This is a genomic window from Xanthomonas hortorum pv. cynarae (assembly GCF_002939985.1).
GTDB lineage: Bacteria > Pseudomonadota > Gammaproteobacteria > Xanthomonadales > Xanthomonadaceae > Xanthomonas > Xanthomonas hortorum_D.
Genome location: NZ_MDFM01000020.1, coordinates 68,883 through 85,674, shown reverse-complemented (window position 1 = coordinate 85,674; position 16,792 = coordinate 68,883). Strand labels below are relative to the sequence as shown.

Annotated in this window: 11 protein-coding genes, 1 tRNA gene and 6 pseudogenes; 8 read left to right on the top strand and 10 right to left on the bottom strand. The window is 62.6% G+C overall.

Annotated elements, in window-relative coordinates; genetic code table 11:
• Window positions 1–20: 20 nt before the first annotated feature.
• Window positions 21–704, bottom strand: a complete 684-nt coding sequence (locus tag XcyCFBP4188_RS14650; RefSeq protein ID WP_248283113.1) for a M48 family metalloprotease — start codon at window positions 702–704, stop codon at window positions 21–23.
• Complete coding sequence (locus XcyCFBP4188_RS14645; RefSeq protein ID WP_104592363.1) at window positions 638–1,243, bottom strand: hypothetical protein; 606 nt, start codon at window positions 1,241–1,243, stop codon at window positions 638–640. The genes XcyCFBP4188_RS14650 and XcyCFBP4188_RS14645 overlap by 67 nt, the downstream gene beginning before the upstream one ends.
• A 194-nt stretch (window positions 1,244–1,437) precedes the next feature.
• On the opposite strand from XcyCFBP4188_RS14645, the pseudogene xopE reads away from it, so the two are divergent.
• Window positions 1,438–2,499 (top strand): annotated as a pseudogene (gene xopE / locus XcyCFBP4188_RS14640) (XopE/AvrPphe family type III secretion system effector).
• A 52-nt stretch (window positions 2,500–2,551) separates the two neighbouring features.
• Here xopE and XcyCFBP4188_RS14635 read toward each other — a convergent pair.
• Window positions 2,552–2,991, bottom strand: a pseudogene (locus XcyCFBP4188_RS14635) (recombinase family protein); the annotation flags it as partial.
• A gap of 10 nt (window positions 2,992–3,001) precedes the next feature.
• Here XcyCFBP4188_RS14635 and XcyCFBP4188_RS14630 point away from each other — a divergent pair.
• Window positions 3,002–3,187 (top strand): annotated as a pseudogene (locus XcyCFBP4188_RS14630) (hypothetical protein); the annotation flags it as partial.
• A 774-nt stretch (window positions 3,188–3,961) separates the two neighbouring features.
• Window positions 3,962–4,693 (top strand): annotated as a pseudogene (locus tag XcyCFBP4188_RS14620) (integrase core domain-containing protein).
• A gap of 5 nt (window positions 4,694–4,698) precedes the next feature.
• Here XcyCFBP4188_RS14620 and XcyCFBP4188_RS23430 read toward each other — a convergent pair.
• Both XcyCFBP4188_RS23430 and XcyCFBP4188_RS14610 read right to left on the bottom strand, forming a co-directional pair.
• Window positions 4,699–4,998, bottom strand: a pseudogene (locus tag XcyCFBP4188_RS23430) (hypothetical protein); the annotation flags it as partial.
• Window positions 4,999–5,077: 79 nt separating this feature from the next.
• The gene (locus tag XcyCFBP4188_RS14610; RefSeq protein ID WP_006450755.1) at window positions 5,078–5,506 is read right to left on the bottom strand and encodes a DUF3757 domain-containing protein; all 429 of its coding nucleotides are present in this window, start codon (window positions 5,504–5,506) and stop codon (window positions 5,078–5,080) included.
• Between the two features lie 293 nt (window positions 5,507–5,799).
• Between XcyCFBP4188_RS14610 and XcyCFBP4188_RS14600 the strand changes: the two are divergent.
• Window positions 5,800–5,937 (top strand): annotated as a pseudogene (locus XcyCFBP4188_RS14600) (zinc transporter ZupT); the annotation flags it as partial.
• A 26-nt stretch (window positions 5,938–5,963) separates the two neighbouring features.
• Here XcyCFBP4188_RS14600 and XcyCFBP4188_RS14595 read toward each other — a convergent pair.
• A complete protein-coding gene (locus XcyCFBP4188_RS14595) occupies window positions 5,964–6,950 on the bottom strand; it encodes an RluA family pseudouridine synthase (protein WP_006450757.1) in 987 nt (328 codons plus the stop codon).
• 411 nt (window positions 6,951–7,361) lie between these two features.
• Between XcyCFBP4188_RS14595 and XcyCFBP4188_RS14585 the strand changes: the two genes are divergently transcribed.
• Entirely contained in the window at window positions 7,362–11,111 is a 3,750-nt protein-coding gene (locus XcyCFBP4188_RS14585) for an Rne/Rng family ribonuclease (RefSeq protein ID WP_104592362.1), read from the top strand.
• A 354-nt stretch (window positions 11,112–11,465) separates the two neighbouring features.
• Here XcyCFBP4188_RS14585 and XcyCFBP4188_RS14580 read toward each other — a convergent pair whose 3' ends face one another.
• The 3 genes from XcyCFBP4188_RS14580 to XcyCFBP4188_RS14570 form a co-directional block, all read right to left on the bottom strand.
• On the bottom strand, window positions 11,466–12,113 hold the full coding sequence (locus XcyCFBP4188_RS14580; RefSeq protein WP_006450759.1) for a response regulator: 648 nt from the start codon (window positions 12,111–12,113) through the stop codon (window positions 11,466–11,468).
• 209 nt (window positions 12,114–12,322) lie between these two features.
• Window positions 12,323–13,084 (bottom strand): sulfurtransferase, encoded by a 762-nt coding sequence (locus XcyCFBP4188_RS14575; RefSeq protein WP_104592361.1) that lies wholly within the window; start codon window positions 13,082–13,084, stop codon window positions 12,323–12,325.
• A gap of 35 nt (window positions 13,085–13,119) precedes the next feature.
• A complete protein-coding gene (locus tag XcyCFBP4188_RS14570) occupies window positions 13,120–13,485 on the bottom strand; it encodes a DUF6164 family protein (RefSeq protein WP_104592360.1) in 366 nt (121 codons plus the stop codon).
• A gap of 60 nt (window positions 13,486–13,545) precedes the next feature.
• Here XcyCFBP4188_RS14570 and XcyCFBP4188_RS14565 point away from each other — a divergent pair, with 60 nt between their 5' ends.
• Window positions 13,546–13,977 carry an FKBP-type peptidyl-prolyl cis-trans isomerase gene (locus XcyCFBP4188_RS14565; protein WP_043909011.1) on the top strand — a complete coding sequence of 144 codons (432 nt, stop codon included), beginning with the start codon at window positions 13,546–13,548 and terminating at the stop codon, window positions 13,975–13,977.
• An 11-nt stretch (window positions 13,978–13,988) separates the two neighbouring features.
• Window positions 13,989–15,251, top strand: coding sequence for a TIGR03862 family flavoprotein (locus XcyCFBP4188_RS14560; protein WP_006450763.1), 1,263 nt, complete (start codon window positions 13,989–13,991; stop codon window positions 15,249–15,251).
• On the opposite strand, the gene XcyCFBP4188_RS14555 is transcribed toward XcyCFBP4188_RS14560, so the two are convergent.
• Window positions 15,235–16,527, bottom strand: coding sequence for a nucleotide sugar dehydrogenase (locus tag XcyCFBP4188_RS14555; RefSeq protein ID WP_104592359.1), 1,293 nt, complete (start codon window positions 16,525–16,527; stop codon window positions 15,235–15,237). The two genes, XcyCFBP4188_RS14560 and XcyCFBP4188_RS14555, sit on opposite strands and share 17 nt — an antisense overlap.
• 143 nt (window positions 16,528–16,670) lie before the next feature.
• Here XcyCFBP4188_RS14555 and XcyCFBP4188_RS14550 point away from each other — a divergent pair.
• A tRNA-Leu gene (locus XcyCFBP4188_RS14550) sits at window positions 16,671–16,754 on the top strand.
• The last annotated feature ends 38 nt before the right edge of the window (window positions 16,755–16,792 follow it).

Below are 16,792 nucleotides of genomic sequence, written 5' to 3'. Positions count from 1 at the left end.
CGAGTCCTGGATGTTCGACTTCATCTAGCGCTCCTGCTGTTTGTTCGCGTTGAACTGTCTCGTGCAAAGGCAATGCGTCGCTCTGCCTCAGCACCTAGCTCGCCGCCATCCTCGATCCGGGCGCACGCGTGCAGCACAGCTGTCATAGCAGCCGGATCACCGGCCATGCGATTGGCAAAACGGTCAGCGCGCAGTTCCTCGGCGTAGCTGTCCCGGCGGGCGCGTCGATCGGTGCGCTCGGCAAGCTGCCCAGCGACCACGGCTGCAACAATGCCCAGCACAAGCGCACACAAGGTCTGCGGGTCGGTGATGGCCAGCGGCTTTGCGGCGAAGCTGCCGGCAGCGGCAGCAGTCATCGCGCCAACCACCAGCGCGAGCGCTGGCGGCCAGAAGTAGCTGCCGACCCGCTTGAGCATCGTCGCGCGCCGCTGGGCATGGCCCACTTCGTGGGCGAGCAAGGTGTAACGCTGGTTGGCATCGAGTGTGAGCGCGAGTGTTTGGGACACCGCGATGATGTGCGTGAGCGCGTTATAGCGTGCATTGCGATGCCGCCAGAGCCTCACGCGCGGTGGCGCGATGTAGGCGTGGGCAGCGATCGCATCGACCGTGGCCTGCAGCTCCAGGCGCGTTGCAGTGGTCATGGGATTGCTCTGGTGGCACGGGCAGCTTTCCGGGTGCGCGGCAGGCCGGGCAATTGCCGCCACCCCTTAATGCGATCGTCCTTCTTGAACTTGTAGGGGTCGTTGTCGGCGTCTTCGTCGCGCACATAAGCGCTCTCGGCGTAGATCCGAACCGTGCCCCGGCCTCGCGCCGCAACATTGAAATACACCTCGTATTGCGCGCCTGGTGGGTAGCCGGGAATCAGCTCCTGCAGCTCCATCGTCAGGAAATTGTCGCCATTGGTAAACAAGCAGGGGCGCTGATCGAGCGTCCGCATGATGTCGGGCAGGAGCGCTGAGGCTGCATAACGCGCGGGATGAAAACAGCGCCAGATCCGACGCTGGTCGATAACCAGGTCGTCGTGGCCTGCGTGGAAGACCAGCGCCGGCCCTTGCTTGGGCGGGCCCTTGCTGACGCAGTGCGAACTGAATTCCACGGATACAGACACCGCCACCGCAGCCCGGTCGGGCGTGGCAATGATCACTTGGTAAGTGAATGGCTGCAGATGCGCCAGTGAAAATTGGGCATCGTCAATCCCGATAAATCCCTTGGCCAGATGATCCGGCCAGTACTTCTCCTTCATCTATACACACCCTTCTTGACTCGGCATTGCCCGAGGGTTCGCCGCAATCTTTCGGATGGGCAGGCGTACTTGCCGGCAAGCACGCGCGCGTACCAGCGCCAATCCTTCGTGGTCCCGGCCATGACTTCGGTGAGCCTACGCGAATCGGAGAGCTTCTCGCTAACCTTGATGACTCAGTACTGCAGGAGCTGGAAATGGGTCTATGCGTTTCGAAGCCGAGCGTGGCAGGGTCACCTGACCATTATGCAACTCACGCCCTAGAGCAAACCCCGCCCTCTACGCCTTCATCCTCCGAGGCGTCCATGTCACCCAGCCTGCATGGCTTGCCATCACTCGGGGCTCGCAGGGCGAGGCGGGCTGGCGCCGGGCGCCCGACCCTACAGCCGCACGAAGTTCAGCAGGCGGCCTACCAGCTTGGTATGCGCCTCAACGACAGACCCATCGAAGATGCGCGCGACCGCCAACGCCTTGCCGACGCCACAGCGACGGTGCACGAGACACGACTCGCCTTGCACCGTGGTCGAGGCAATGTCGATAGCGATCTGCGGCTCAGCAACGGACGGAGCGCTACCTACAGCTCCCTGTCTTACTGTCTCGGTGAAAATGACGAAAATTTACTGGCAGGCAGCGCGCTGGCTGCCGGGGCAGGCAACTGTGATCACAATGCAGGGATTAACACACGTCGGCATGCGGTTCGCATGGAGGATGGCGGGCAAATGATGACCGTACGCGACTATGAGCAGGCCCACCTCTATGCGCTGTACCAGCCACCAAGCTCGGCAGAGGCGTAACAATCCACTGTAGTCCTCGACTCGTGGGGCGACGGTCCGGCCGTTCTACTAAGGGATTCGCACTGGGCCGAAACGTACGGAACATCCACCAATGTAATTGAACGCTTCGACAAGCGCGATGCAATCGACGCGCTTGCCAGGACAAACGCATTCAGAGCCGAGATCGAGGATCCGCAAACTGATCTCCATGCGAATGCGCGCGACCTGGAGACAGCATTTCTAGCCAACCCCGCACCCGGCCATATCTTTTCCGCGATGCCGGTCATCGCGCCCGAGCTGGCCCAGAGCACGCGTCAAAGGCTGCAAGAGTACTCACAAGGGACGCTTGAGGATTTAGCCGCCGATGCTGCGCGGCAAGCCTACGGGCTGGATGAAGCGCAGCCCATTTCGCCGCGCACGACAACAGCGATCCTGGAGGACGCAGAGCGACTGGACGCCTTGGGTCGCCCGCCCTTGAGTTGGTGAACTGTCCTCTGGTCGCGGATGTGTCATTCACAGAGGACAACTGCACGGAATGTCAGGAGTCGGCTGCACTGGTGGATTGCAGCGCGGCGTATAGAGCCGTGTTGCTCACCTTGATCCGTGTAGCGGCCTCTCGGGCATTAAGCCCGTTGGCGATGTGCTCCCGCGCTCGCTGCAACTTGTCGGCGGTGACAACCGGCTTTCGCCCGCCCTTCCGCCCACGTGCGGGGGCAGCGGTCAGCCCGGCCTTGGTGCGCTCGCGGATCAAGTCGCGCTCGAACTGGCCCAGCGCGCGAAGACGTGGAAGATGAGCCGTCCGCCCGGCGTGGTGGTGTCAATGCTTTCGGTCAGCGACCTGAAGCCGACGCCACGCGCTTCCAGCGCGGCGATTGTCTCGATGAGGTGTGGCATCGAGCGCCCGAGCCGATCCAGACGCCAGATGGCCAGCACGTCGCCGGCGCGCAAGTAGGCCAGCGCATCAGCCAAGCCGGGCCTGTAGAGGGTCTGCAGGTTGCGTCGCTGCTGGCTGAAAGGTGCACAAGGCGATGCGCTGCACGTACTCGGCTGCGCCGCCGGCTACAACCTGCGCTGGCTGCTGCGCTGGATCGCGTTTTTGTGTGCCTGGATGCGGGCGATGGAATGGCCATCCTTTAGCGCCGTGCCGCTGTCGCCGATGACACTTGGTGCTTGAAGGGGGTTTTTCAGGGGCGACTCATTACCAAGATGTCACAGGCGGCCTGGCAGGCACATCCTGCTAAACGAGCATTACACCTTCCAGACGACGGCAAGATGATCGACCTAGACGCACTCGTGGGCGGGCTATAGCTGGGATGAGAGAAATTTCGGCGGTTCCGGCGTAAAATCCCTGATCCTGGCAATTCGGCTTGTAATTCCTAACTTCACTATGCTTTAAAATTATTACTTAATATAAATTAACAACAAAGGATGATCATGTTAAAACCATCAACAAATTTCGCTAGAATATCACCCTTGCTCGCTGCAACAGTATTCGGAATCATTTTTCTATCGATATCGGCCCCAAGTCAGGCAGACGATTATTTAGGGGCAGTTTCTGTCCTTGGTGATGTTAAACCCGCAAATCCTACAAATAAACAGGTGTGGAGTGCGCACTGGCAGCAAGCTTTTAATAATTGCAGAAACCAGTTTGGGAATAATTCCCGCTCTGTATATTTAGATAGTTGGGACGTTACCGCAGGTGGGCGGTATACTGATCGCTGGGGTGATTAATAGCGTCTGGATTTGCAGAAATCGCTGAGGTGAATTGCCCGTCTTCTCGGAACACCCCGGAACCCCTCTAAGCGCTACCAGGTGGCGTGTCGCAAGATCGAGGGTCTGCAGGGATTTTTATAAAAAACAGCAACTCGCCCAGGCCGCACCGACGTCCCCCCAGTTTTGAGTAGCGCCCCAGTTTGGAGTCCAATTCCCTACCCCGAGGAGATTGGACGTGAAGAAGCGCTTTACCGAGGAACAGATCATTGACTTCCTGCGCGAAGCCGAAGCGGGCATAGCGATCAAGGACCTATGCCGGCGGTATGGCTTCAGTGAGGCCTCGTACTACCTGTGGCGCAGCAAGTTCGGCGGGATGAGCGTGCCCGATGCCAAGCGGCTCAAGGACCTCGAGTCCGAGAACGCGCAGTTGAAGAAGTTGCTAGCCGAGCAGCTGTTCGAGAACGACCTGATCAAGGATGCGCTGCGAAAAAAGGGTGATCAAGTGTCTGGTGATCGTGGACGATGCAACCCACGAAGCGGTCGCCATCGAGGTGGAGCGCGCGATCTCCGGGCACGGGGTGACGCGCGTGCTGGATCGGTTGGCACACAGTCGCGGTTTGCCTCACGTCATCCGTACCGAGCGCGAAGCCTGCCCTAGGGGCACAATGGCAAGGAGTTTTGCGGCAAGGCGATGGTCGCCTGGGCGCATGCCCGTGGCGTGCAGTTGCGGCTGATCCAACCCGGCAAACCGAACCAGAACGCCTACGTCGAATCCTTCAATGGCCGACTACGCGACGAATGCCTCAACGAGCACTGGTTCCCGACACTGCTGCACGCGCGCACCGAAATCGAACGCTGGCGACGCGAATACAACGAGGACCGACCCAAGAAGGCGATCGGCGGCATGACCCCGGCTGCGTATGCCCAACATCTGGCAAACACCGATATCATTACCCCCGGACTCTAAACCAAGCCACTACTCAGGGTGGGGGGACGTCGGCAAGTCGGGGCATTTGTCGTACCATCGTTTACGGCTACGTTTACCGTGACGTGCGAGCCGCGATTGAACGACACCGTCTGAGTTCTGGCGCCGTTGCCGAAGATGTTGAATTCGGTCAGGTGCCAGATCTTATTGATATCCACCGTAGAGGCGCGCTGACTCACGCTGTAGGCCCTTCCGTTCACCGAAAACGACACGGTATCCACGCCCCCCGAGGTCGCAGAACCGGTCAGCTTGACACCAGCGATGCCCGAAACTGGCACCAGAGGCACTGCTCCATAGTGTTAGCAGTTCCTGAAGGAGCGATCCGAATGGTATTGCAACAGTTCAGTGGCGGCGCCGCATCCACACTCAGAGCTTGAACGCGCAACGCTTCCGATCCTTATCTGTGCAGGTCAACACGTTCGAAAGGTTCGGGTCTTGCACCCAGCTTGCGCCGACAGGCTGCGCTGTTTTTTTCAGTTTCAGCGACATGCGCAATCCGGAAAGACCCGGGCCGGCGTAATCGCAGGCGATCAGATGTTGGTCGTTGACGATAGATACCGAAGTAAAATTCAGGTCGCGTGGCTCGACATCGTTTGCCTCAGGTGGATTGACCCCGATCCATGGATTGCCATTGGAGGTCGGACTCGTGGTGTAGGTGTCGCCTTCGACGGACTTGGACTTGGCGATACGAACACTGTGCAGATCCGGACACGATTTATTGATATCGTGGGCTGCGGCAGCGCTCCCCGCCATAGCGGCCAACGCGACCATCATCACCAGTGATTTGCGATACATCTGTTTCTCCTGATTGAGACGCTATGGATATGACGTCAATGAGAATTGACTATCGATTGTCACTGCGTAGATGTATCCAGAATTCCGAAAGGACAACGCGCCATACGAACAAGAGGGTTGGCAGGGATTCGTGTAAAAAACAGCTAAAAGTGAGCTAACTCACTGTCAGCGAAGGATTTATACACGAATCCCTGCCGACCCTCTTGCTGCGCCAAAATATCCGCTAACTCACTGATGCAATGGATGAAATCCAATTTTGTGAGCTATTTTTACACGTATGTCGGCTGAACCCCATGGTGTTTCTGGCGCTGGATGAATTGTTGCCCGCCGCCAAGCGCTACGCGAAAGGCCATGAGACCGTCTACCGCCTGGTGGCCGGAATGGGCACCTTGGCGATCAGCCTGGTGCTGTTCCGCTTTGCGACGCCGTGAGCTGACGTGGCCTGCGGTGATTGCGTTCAGCGACCCAGCCGGTCCAGCGCGTCGGCCAGCTCCGGTGCCAGCGGCGCGTTCAGCACATACGGCGCCTTGCCGGCATCCAGTGCGAACTCCAGCGAGGCCGCGTGCAGAAACAACCGCTTCAGGCCGAGCTGGTCGCGCAGGCGCTTGTTGACCTCCGCCTCGCCGTACTTGTCGTCGCCAGCTACCGGATGCCCCAGGTGCTGGGCATGCACACGGATCTGATGGGTGCGGCCGGTCTCGATGCGGACTTCGCAGTACGAATGCCCGCCGCGTCGCTCGAGCAGCTTGAAGTGGCTCAGCGACGGCTTGCCGATCGCGTTCACCTGCACATGCCGCTCGCCGCCCTGGCGCAGACCGATATGCAACGGCGCATCCACCGTCATCACCCCGTCCGGCATCCGCCCGACCAACAGGGTCAGGTAGCGCTTGGTGATACCGCGGCCCTGGACGCGGTCGTCCTCGCGCATCAGCGCCTGCATCTCGGTCAGCGCAGAGCGCTTCTTGGCGACGATCAGCAAGCCGGAGGTGTCGCGATCGAGCCGATGCACCAGTTCAAGGGTCTGGTTTGGGCGTAACGCGCGCAAGGTTTCGATGGCGCCGAAGCTGATCCCGCTGCCGCCATGGCTGGCGACGCCCGACGGCTTGTTGAGCGCCAGCAGGCGCGCGTCCTCGAACACGATCGCCGCCTCCAGCCGGGCCATGAACGCCGACGGCGGCGCTGCCTTGTCGCCCTCCTCATTCACGCGCACGGGCGGGATGCGGACTTCTTCCCCACCCTCGAGCTTGCGCTCGGCCTTGGCGCGGCCGCCATTCACCCGCACCTGACCGCTGCGCACCAGCTTGTAGATCAGGCTGCGCGGCGCGCCCTTGAGCTGGCCGAGCAGAAAATTGTCCAGCCGCTGCCCGGCACGGTCTTGCGGAACTTTGAGAATGCGCACGCCTACACGGTCGGCAGGCGGCTGGGGGGACTGGGGGTCGGTCATCTGGCTCTTTATTCTGTTACACTCGGCGAGCGAGATAAGGGTTTGATTTCGTTGGAAGTTGATTGGCCAGAAGCCTGACTTCCGATGATTCCGGCACAGTGCGCGACCACCGCCCCCGGGGCGGCCATGTTAGCGGCTCACCGGCCTGCCCGGCCATCGCCGTCGGTTTTTGACCGTCGCGCTGAACATGTCCCGTGCGCTGCCCCGGTTTGTCCGGACGCGGCTGCCGGCCCTGAAACACCTATAAAACTTAAAGACAAGCGCTCCCGCGGCCTGCCGTGGTGTTGCAGCGCTGGAAACCCTGGTCAGGCCTGTCCGCGCGTTGCGCGAAGGGCCGACAAGCTGTTCCAGAGGCGAAACGTCACGGCGTTCCGCGCGGTAGAGCGCGTGAGGAACGCAACAATGAAGCGAATGCTGATCAACGCAACGCAGGCCGAAGAGCTGCGCGTGGCGATTGTGGACGGCCAGACCCTGTACGACATCGACATCGAACAGCCGTCCAAGGAACAAAAGAAGTCCAACATCTACAAGGGCCGTATCACCCGGCTCGAGCCCTCGCTGGAAGCGGCGTTCGTGGACTATGGCGCCGAGCGCCATGGCTTCCTGCCGCTGAAGGAAATCTCCCGCGACTATTTCCAGGCTGGCGTCGACCATAACAAGTCGACCATTCGCGAGCTGTTGCGCGAAGGACAGGAAATCGTGGTGCAGGTCGACAAGGAAGAGCGCGGCAACAAGGGCGCTGCCCTGACCACGTTCATTTCGCTGGCCGGCCGCTACATGGTGCTGATGCCCAATTCGCCGAGCGCCGGTGGCGTCTCGCGCCGGATCGAAGGCGAAGACCGTGCCGCGCTGAAGGAAGCGCTGGACAAGCTCGATATCCCCGACGACATGGGCGTGATCATCCGCACCGCCGGTGTCGGACGTGACGCCGAAGAGCTGCAGTGGGATCTGGATTACCTGCTGCAGACCTGGAAGGCGATTGCCGAGGCGGCGCTGAGCAAGCCGGCCGCGTTCCTGATCTACCAGGAATCGCGCCTGATCATCCGCGCCCTGCGCGACTACCTGCGCGCCGACATCGGCGAAATCCTGGTCGATACGCCGGAGCTGTACGCCGATGCCCAGGAATTCATGCGGCAGGTGATGCCGCAAAGCCTGCGCAAGCTCAAGCACTACACCGACGACATTCCGCTGTTCAACCGCTTCCAGATCGAATCGCAGATCGAAGGCGCCTATGAGCGCAATGTGCGGTTGCCCTCGGGCGGCTCGATCGTGGTCGATCAGACCGAAGCGCTGACTGCCGTCGACGTGAACTCCTCGCGCGCCACCAAGGGCAGCGACATCGAAGAGACCGCGTTCCAGACCAATCTGGAAGCGGCCGAAGAAGTGGCCCGTCAGTTGCGCCTGCGCGACCTGGGCGGCCTGGTGGTGATCGACTTCATCGACATGGCTTCGACCAAGCATCAACGCGAAGTCGAAAACAAGCTGCAGAACGCGCTCAAGTACGACCGTGCGCGTGTGCAGCTGGGCCGTATCTCGCGCTTCGGCCTGATGGAAATGAGCCGCCAGCGCCTGCGTCCGAGCCTGGGCGAATCCAGCCAGATCGTGTGCCCGCGTTGCGACGGCCATGGCCGCATGCGCAGCGTCGAGTCGTTGTCGCTGTCGATCATCCGCGTAGCCGAAGAGCACGCGATGAAGGAGAACACAGGACAGGTGCTGGTGCAGGCCCCGGTGGAGATCGCCAATTACCTGCTCAACGAAAAGCGCAGCGCGCTGCGCGAGATCGAAAATCGTCATGCCTCGCCGATCATCATCGTCGCCGACGAGCAGCTGCACACTCCGCATTACGAAGTCACGCGTCTGCGTGAGAACGAGCTGGGCGAAGACAGCGGCAAGCCGAGCTATCAGCGTGGTACGCCGCGCAAGTTGCCGGTGCATGCGTTGACCAAGGCGCAGTTGAACATTCCGGCAGCGCCGGCAGTGACTTCGATCAAGCCGAGCCAGCCAGCTCCGGTGCGTGAGGAGGCCCCTGCCCCGGTCGCTGCAGCACCTGCCCCGGCTCCGGTCGTCGCTCTGCCACTTCCTGCGCCGGTCACCGGCGTGGTCGGTTGGCTGAAGCGGATCTTCGGTGGTGTCGAGCCAGTGGCTCCGGTCCCCGAGTCGACCCAGCGTCCGCGCCAGAGCGACCCAGCCCGTGGCAACCGCAACGAGCGTGGCGATCGTGGTGGTCAGCGCCGAGATGGCCGTGGTGAAGCGCGTAACGGCGGCAATCAGCAGCGTGGCAATGGTGGTAACGGCGGCAATGGCAACGGCAATGGCAACGGCAATGGCGCCAACAAGGAGCGTCGCGATGAGCGTCGCCAGCCTGCCAATGGCCAGAGCGCACAGAACCCGCAGAATGGTGGTCAGGCGCAGCAGCAGGTGCAGGTTGCCAAGCCGCCGCGCAACGAACCGCAGGCGCCCAAGCAACCGCAGCAGGGCCAGCAGCAGCAAAAGCAGAAGCAGCAGCAGCAGAATCAGGCTCCGCGTCCCCCGCGTGCATCTGCACAGCAGGACGGCGCGCCTTCCGAGAGGCAGCAGCGCCCCGCCCGTCAGGACGAAGGCACGGCTTCGGCACAGACGCTGGCCGCAACCGCAGCAACCGCGACGACTGCTGGTGTGGTGTCGGCAATCGCCGAAACCGCCGCGCCGGCGACGACGCACGTTCCCGCCAATGAAGCCAACCCGGCACACCCGATCGACGTCATCGTGACCGAAGCGCATGCCGACCGTGGCACTGACGCCAGTGCAGACGGGCAGGCACCGGATGCAGCAGGCGATGATTCGGCCAATGGCGAAGGCGGCAGCCGTCGTCGTCGCGGCCGTCGTGGCGGCCGTCGTCGTCGTCGTGGTGCTGGCGCAAATGGTGAAGGTGGTATCGGCGCCGATGGTCTGGAAACGGACGATCTGGATGGCGATGCCGAAGGCGATCTCGATGGCGACAACGAGAACGAAGGCGACGAAGCCGGCACGCAGACGCATGCCTCCGCTGCACCGCGCGCCGGCCAGCCGGAGTTCGACTTCGACGATGAAGCCGCGCCTGCAGCAGCTGTGCGCGCCAGGCCGGAGTCCAGCACTCCAGCAGCAGTGAAGCCACGTCCGGTGCCGAAGGAGCGTTCGGAAAGCCAGGTAGCGGCCGACACCACGTCGACTACTGCACCGGTCTCCAATGCCACGCCGTCCTTCGAACGGCAGGCTGCGGCGGCTCCGGTTGCAGCTGCAGCCGAGCAGGCGCGTGGCGATGCTTCAGTTGCCTCTGCGGCACCTGTTGCGCAATCGGCACCGGCGGCGACACCTGCTCCGGTTGCAGCTCCGACGCCCGTGCAGACTTCGGTTGCTACTCCGGCTCCAGTTGTGGCTCCGGCTTCGGTCGCCGCCTCGACGCCGGCTGCCACCTCGACCCCCGTTGCGACTCCTGCCGCGGTCGTGACGCCTGCTCCTGCAGCTGCGCCTGTCGAGCGTGCCGCTACGACGACGTCGGCGACTGCGCCGGAGTCGGTTACGCAGCAGAGGCAGGTGTCGTCGGCATCGACTGACGTTGCAGCACCCGCTGCGGTCAGCCCGGAACGCACTGCACCCGTCGCGGCCCCGGCACCAGTGCAAGCGGAGTCGGTGAAAGCCGAGACAGCTCCGGCTGCTGCTCCAGTGCACACGCAAGCGGCACCTCCGCCTTCGAGCGTCCCGGCTGCCCAAGCCGAGGTGGTCACCGTCAAGCCGTCGCAAGCAGCGCCGTCCAGCGCTGCAAGCGCGGCTGTGGATGTCGCAGTGACCTCCACCACGACGGTGCCGCAGAGCACTCCGGCTGCCGACGCTGCTCCAGTGACTCAGGCACGCAAGCCGTACGCACCGGTGCAGACGACGCTGCTCGACGCATTGGCTCCGGCCGATGCCACAGTACCGGCATCGTCGGCATCGGCGCCTGCTGAAACGCCGGCACCGTACAATGCGCCTGAGCAGCCTGCAGCAGTCGCCCCCGTAGCTCCTGCGAACGTGCAGAAGCAGGCAGACGATGCGCACAAGCCGACGGTTGTCGTTCCGGAAGCTGTGAAGCCGGTGGCTCCATCGACTGCGACCGAAGCTCAAGAGCAGGAAGACGACACCAACAAGCCGCGTAGCGATCACTGATCGCTGCATCGCCTGTTTCGACCTTGCCTGACTAGTCAGGCAAGGTCGGCGTCAAACAAAGCGGCCTTCGGGCCGCTTTGTTTTTGCGTGCAAGTTGCGAACAAGACGGCTGCGAGGATGCGCACCAGCGCGTTAGCTGCTCAGTGAGTCGCTGGGTTCTGAGATCTCGCTTGTCAGGAGCTGCTGCTCATTCACTGTGCTGAAACGATCAGCACCTTGAGTGCATCAACGTTGCGTGCATTAAGCCTATACATTCGAGGCACCGCACTCGCCGCGCAGATCCGACTCGATCACCATCTCACCATGCAGCAATCTGGCAGGCTGCATCAGCGAGCCCAATCACCAGCGCATGACCTACATTGTTTGCGCGGGATCGGTCAGACCGTATTGGTTGGCCAGACGCGCGAGCGCGATGCTGTCCTGGATTCCAACCTTTTCGAACAGGCGCGCCTTGTGCGTATTGATGGTCTTGGCGCTCAGATTCAGGCGCTTGGCGATGTCTTCCTGGCGCAGCCCCTGCGTCAGCAACAAAGCGACCTCCAGCTCGCGTGGCGACAACGCATCGAACGGCGAGCCGCCACCTTCCAGATTGGATAGCGCGAGGTTCTGCGCGATGGTATTGCCGAGATAGCGCCGCCCCAATGCGACTTCACGCACTGCACGCAGCAGCTCCTGCGCATCGCCGCCCTTGCCGACGTAGCCGGATGCACCGGCTTCGAGCAGACGCTTGGGCAGAGGGCCATCTTCCAGTACCGATACGATGATCACGCGGGTACCGTAATCGCCCTTGACGATGCGCTCGGTGATTTCCAGACCGCTGACGCCGGGCAGATGCAGATCGCACAACACGATCTCGGGCTTGAGCTGGCGGATTTGCGGCAACGCCGACTCCCCACTCTCCGCCTCTCCCACCACATCGATGTCCACTTCCTTGGACAGGATCATCTTCATGCCTGTACGCACGAGTGCATGATCGTCAATCAGAAAAACTCTGATGGTCATCCTTGTTGTCCTCGCTATGCGGCTGGCTGGTGCAGCCTATCTCCGTGAATAATTCAGGGCAAGCACGATGCGACGTATTACTTTCAAGTCAGAGGCGAAAACCTCTCGCCGCGGTGAGGCATGACGCACATGCGGAGCAACGTTGCGTCGTGTCTGCATGGTGCGAACGCACGCAGTGCGCGAACATCGGGTAATTCGCTCGCTTTCGGTCAGATTTCCCCGGCCTCGGTGCTGCGCTCGGCATCCACCAGTGGGCGCAGTTCGGGATCCAGCGCGACACGCTCGTCGAAGACGAAGCAGCGGCCGTCATAGCCTTCGCCGCCGACTTCTTCGAAGTAGCCCAGGATCCCGCCTTCGAGCTGCAGCACGTTGTCCATGCCATCGGCCTGCATCCACAGCGCAGCTTTTTCGCAGCGGATGCCACCGGTGCAGAAGCTCACCACTGTGGTATCCACCAGCGCAGTGCGATGTGCTTCCAACGCGCCCGGCAACTCGGTGAACTTGTCGATCGGCAACGTCAACGCACCCTGGAACGTGCCATATGCCACTTCCTGCGCATTGCGCGTATCCAGCATCACCAGCGGGCGACCGCGATCGTCGTGCCCTTGTCGCATCCATTCGCGCAGCACGCTTGGCGTCACTGCCGGCGCACGTCCCTGCAGCGGCGAGGCATCGTCGCGACGGAAACTGATGATCTCCGGCTTGCGCTTGACCTTGAGCCGCGCGAACGGCTGCTGCGCGCTCAGGCTGTACTTGATGCGCATCTGCGCAAAGCGCGAATCGCTCTGCAACCACGCATAGAACGCGCCGACCTGCTCGGCCTCGCCCGCCAGAAACAGATTGATGCCCTCTTCGGCCACCAGCACCGAGCCCTTCAACGCCTGCTGCTCGGCGTGGCGAAGCACGCTGTCGGCAAGCTGCTGCGGGTCCTGGATGGCGACGAATTGGTAGGCGGCGGTATTGGTGATCATGGGGCTATTTTAAGCCCGATGGCGCTGCAGTGGGATCAGCCGCGCAACAGCAGAAACGGCAGCAGCACCAGCGAGGCGACCACCAGCATGCCGATCAGCGTGGCGATCACAAACAGCGGGCGCCTGCGCAGCAACGCGCCGAAGGTTTCGGCGGTGCCGGATGCGAGTGCCTCCTGACGCTGCGCACGTGCGTCAGCCCCGCGCTGGGCCTGGTAGGCATCCATCGCCGCCTTGGCGCGCGGGTGGTCGGCATCGTCGCTGAGCCAGATGCCACCGGCGGAAATGCCCCAATTGCTCGGCCGCGTCTCGTAGATCTGCACCAGGTTCTCACGCATCAGCGCCCGCACCTCGTCGGCTTCGTCATCGGGAACATTGCGCAGATTGAGCAGTAGCTTGGCCATGGGCGCGATGATAGCCGGAGCCAGATGCGATAATGGCGACCTTCCTTCATGGACCATCCCATGCGCCTTCTGTTGACGCTCTGTGTCGCCTTGTTGCTCGCAAGTTGTGCGCCTGCCCTGCCGCCGTCCGGTGGCACGATTGCTACCTTCGAGCGGATCGACCGCACCGTTGGCACCGGCGCAGTGGCAACGCCCGGCGCGATGGTGACCGTGCACTACACCGGCTGGTTGTACGACGAAAAGGCCGCCGACAAGCACGGCAAGAAGTTCGACAGCTCGCTCGATCGCGCCGAGCCATTCCAGTTCGTGTTGGGCGGCCATCAGGTCATCCGCGGCTGGGACGATGGCGTTGACGGCATGCGCGTGGGTGGCAAGCGCACCTTGATGATTCCGCCCGATTACGGCTATGGCGATAACGGCGCAGGTGGGGTGATTCCGCCTGGCGCCTCGCTGGTGTTCGATGTGGAATTGCTTGGCGTGCAGCCACGCTGAGTGACTGAGCAATGACGGATGTGAGCAAGCGGCGGCTGGCAGTGATCGGCGGCGGGCCGGCCGGCTTGATGGCCGCAGAAGCGGCGTGTGCAGCCGGCCTTGCGGTGGACCTTTACGAGGCGAAGGGTTCGGTCGGGCGCAAGTTTCTGATTGCCGGCAAGGGCGGTTTGAATCTCACCCATTCGGATCCGATGCCGCTGTTTGCGCAGCGTTATCGCGAGCGTGCCGAACCGGTTGCGGCCTGGTTGCGGGACTTCGATGCGGACGCGCTGCGCGATTGGGCGCGCGGGTTGGGTGTGGACACTTATGTCGGCAGCTCCGGGCGTGTGTTTCCGATGGATCGCAAGGCGGCGCCGTTGTTGCGTAGCTGGGTGCGTCGACTCAAGGAACAAGGCGTCGCGTTTCATGTGCAGCATCGCTGGCTTGGGTTGAGCGATGACGGTACGTTGCGCTTCGACACACCAACCGGTGACATCGAGCGCGCTGCAGACGCGCTGGTGCTGGCGCTCGGTGGCGGCAGTTGGCCGCAACTTGGCTCGGATGGTCTGTGGCAAGCGCCGCTGCAACAACGCGGCATCGCGGTTGCGCCCTTGGTGCCGGCCAACTGCGGTTTCGACATCGACTGGAGCGCGCATTTTGTGCAGCGGCATGCCGGTGCGCCGCTCAAGCCGGTGGTGGCGCACTGGCATGATCGCCATGGCGTGCAACACGCACTGCAGGGCGAGTGCGTTGCTACTGCTACCGGCATCGAAGGCAGCTTGATTTATGCGTTGGCTGCAGACTTGCGAGAGCAGATCGATGCGCAAGGCGCGGCCGAATTTGGCCTGGATCTGGTGCCGGGACGTTCCCTTGAGCGCGTGAGCGCCGAACTGGACAAGCCGCGCAAGGGACGGAGTTTTAGCGAGCATTTACGCCGACAGGTCGGCATCGATGGCGTCAAGGCCGCACTGCTGTACGAACACCTGGGCAAACAGGCTGGCGACGATCCTGTGCAGGTGGCACGCACGCTCAAGCAGTTACCGTTGCGCTTGCTCAGGCCGCGCCCGCTTGCCGAGGCGATCAGCTCGGCCGGCGGCGTGCGGCTGGAAGCGCTGGACGATGGGCTGATGGCGATCGCACAACCTGGCGTGTTTTGCGCCGGAGAAATGCTCGATTGGGAGGCACCGACCGGCGGCTATCTGCTGACCGCCTGCTTCGCCAGCGGATTACGTGCCGCACATGGCGCGGTGCAGTGGCTGCAGCAGCAAGACCGGCGCGTTATAGACGATCGCTGACCGCTTCGCGCGGCCAGACCGATTTGACGTCGTAAATCACCGCGCCCGGTTTGCCCAACGCGGCGATGCGCTGGGCGTCGTAGTCGCGGTACTGCGCATGCGCCACCGCCAGCACGACCGCGTCGTAGGCACCTTCGTCCACAACCTCGCACAGCTGCACGCCGGCATGCTGCAGGGCTTCTGCCGGGTCGGCCCAGGGGTCACAGGTATCAACCTGCACGCCCGCGGCTTGCAGCAACTGCACCAGTTCCAGTGCGCGGCTGTTGCGCAGATCCGGGCAGTTCTCTTTGAAGGTTGCGCCCAGCACCAGCACCCTCGCCTGCGCGAGCACCACGCCGCGCGTGGCGAGCATGCCGCAGACGCGCTCGGCAACGTGCCGGCCGACACGGTTATTGACCTGCCGCGCGGTGTGGATCAGGTCCGGGTGGTAGCCCACGCTCTCGGACTTGTGCATCAGGTAATACGGATCCACGCCGATGCAGTGGCCGCCGACCAGGCCGGGCCGGAATGGCAGGAAATTCCACTTGGTTCCGGCCGCTTCCAGCACATCCAGTGTGTCGATGCCCAGCTTGTCGAAGATCAATGCCAGCTCGTTGACCAGCGCGATATTGACGTCGCGCTGGATGTTTTCCACCACCTTGGCGGCCTCGGCCACGCGCATCGACGGCGCGCGCCAGGTACCTGCGGTGATGATGCTGGTGTACAGCGCATCGACCGCGTCGGCAGCTTCTGCGGTGGAGCCGGAGGTGATCTTGCGGATATCGCGCAGACGCCGCTGGCGGTCGCCCGGATTGACGCGTTCGGGGCTGTAGCCGCAGAAAAAATCGTCGTTAAAACGTAGCCCCGATGCGGCTTCGAGCAAGGGCACGCAGACTTCTTCGGTGGTGCCCGGATACACGGTGGATTCGTAGATCACCAGGTCGCCGGGTTTGAGCGCGGCGGCGATCAAGGTGGTGGCGCTGCGCAGCGGCTCCAGGTCGGGTTGCTCGAAGCTGTCGATCGGCGTCGGCACCGTGACGATGAAGATGCTGCACGCGGCCAGGTCGGCCGCGTTCGCGGTGTAGCGCAACCGGGTGGCGGCAGCCAGTTCGATGTCGTCCAGTTCCAGCGTGGCGTCGTGGCCATCGCGCAACTGCGCTACCCGCTGCGCATCGATGTCGAAGCCCAGCGTGTCGCGCTGCTCGCCAAAGGCAACCGCCAGCGGCAGGCCGACATAGCCCAGCCCGATGACAGCGATGTGCGCTTGAAGCGGTGCGAGAAGCGTGGTGCGGGACATGCGGTTCCTTCGATCGCGCGCGGGCGGTTTTCCACGCGGCTATGCAGCTGAAGGATAGCGCAGGCCGCACAGGCGCCGGCAGTGCAGCAAGACATACGCACAGAGATTCACAATCGGCGCGCAATCAGGCACGCTATCGCAATGCCCGGGTGGCGAAACTGGTAGACGCAAGGGACTTAAAATCCCTCAGCTGCAAGGCTATGCGGGTTCGATTCCCGCCCCGGGCACACTCCATCGATTTGCATAGTGCTGTGGCATCTCGCAG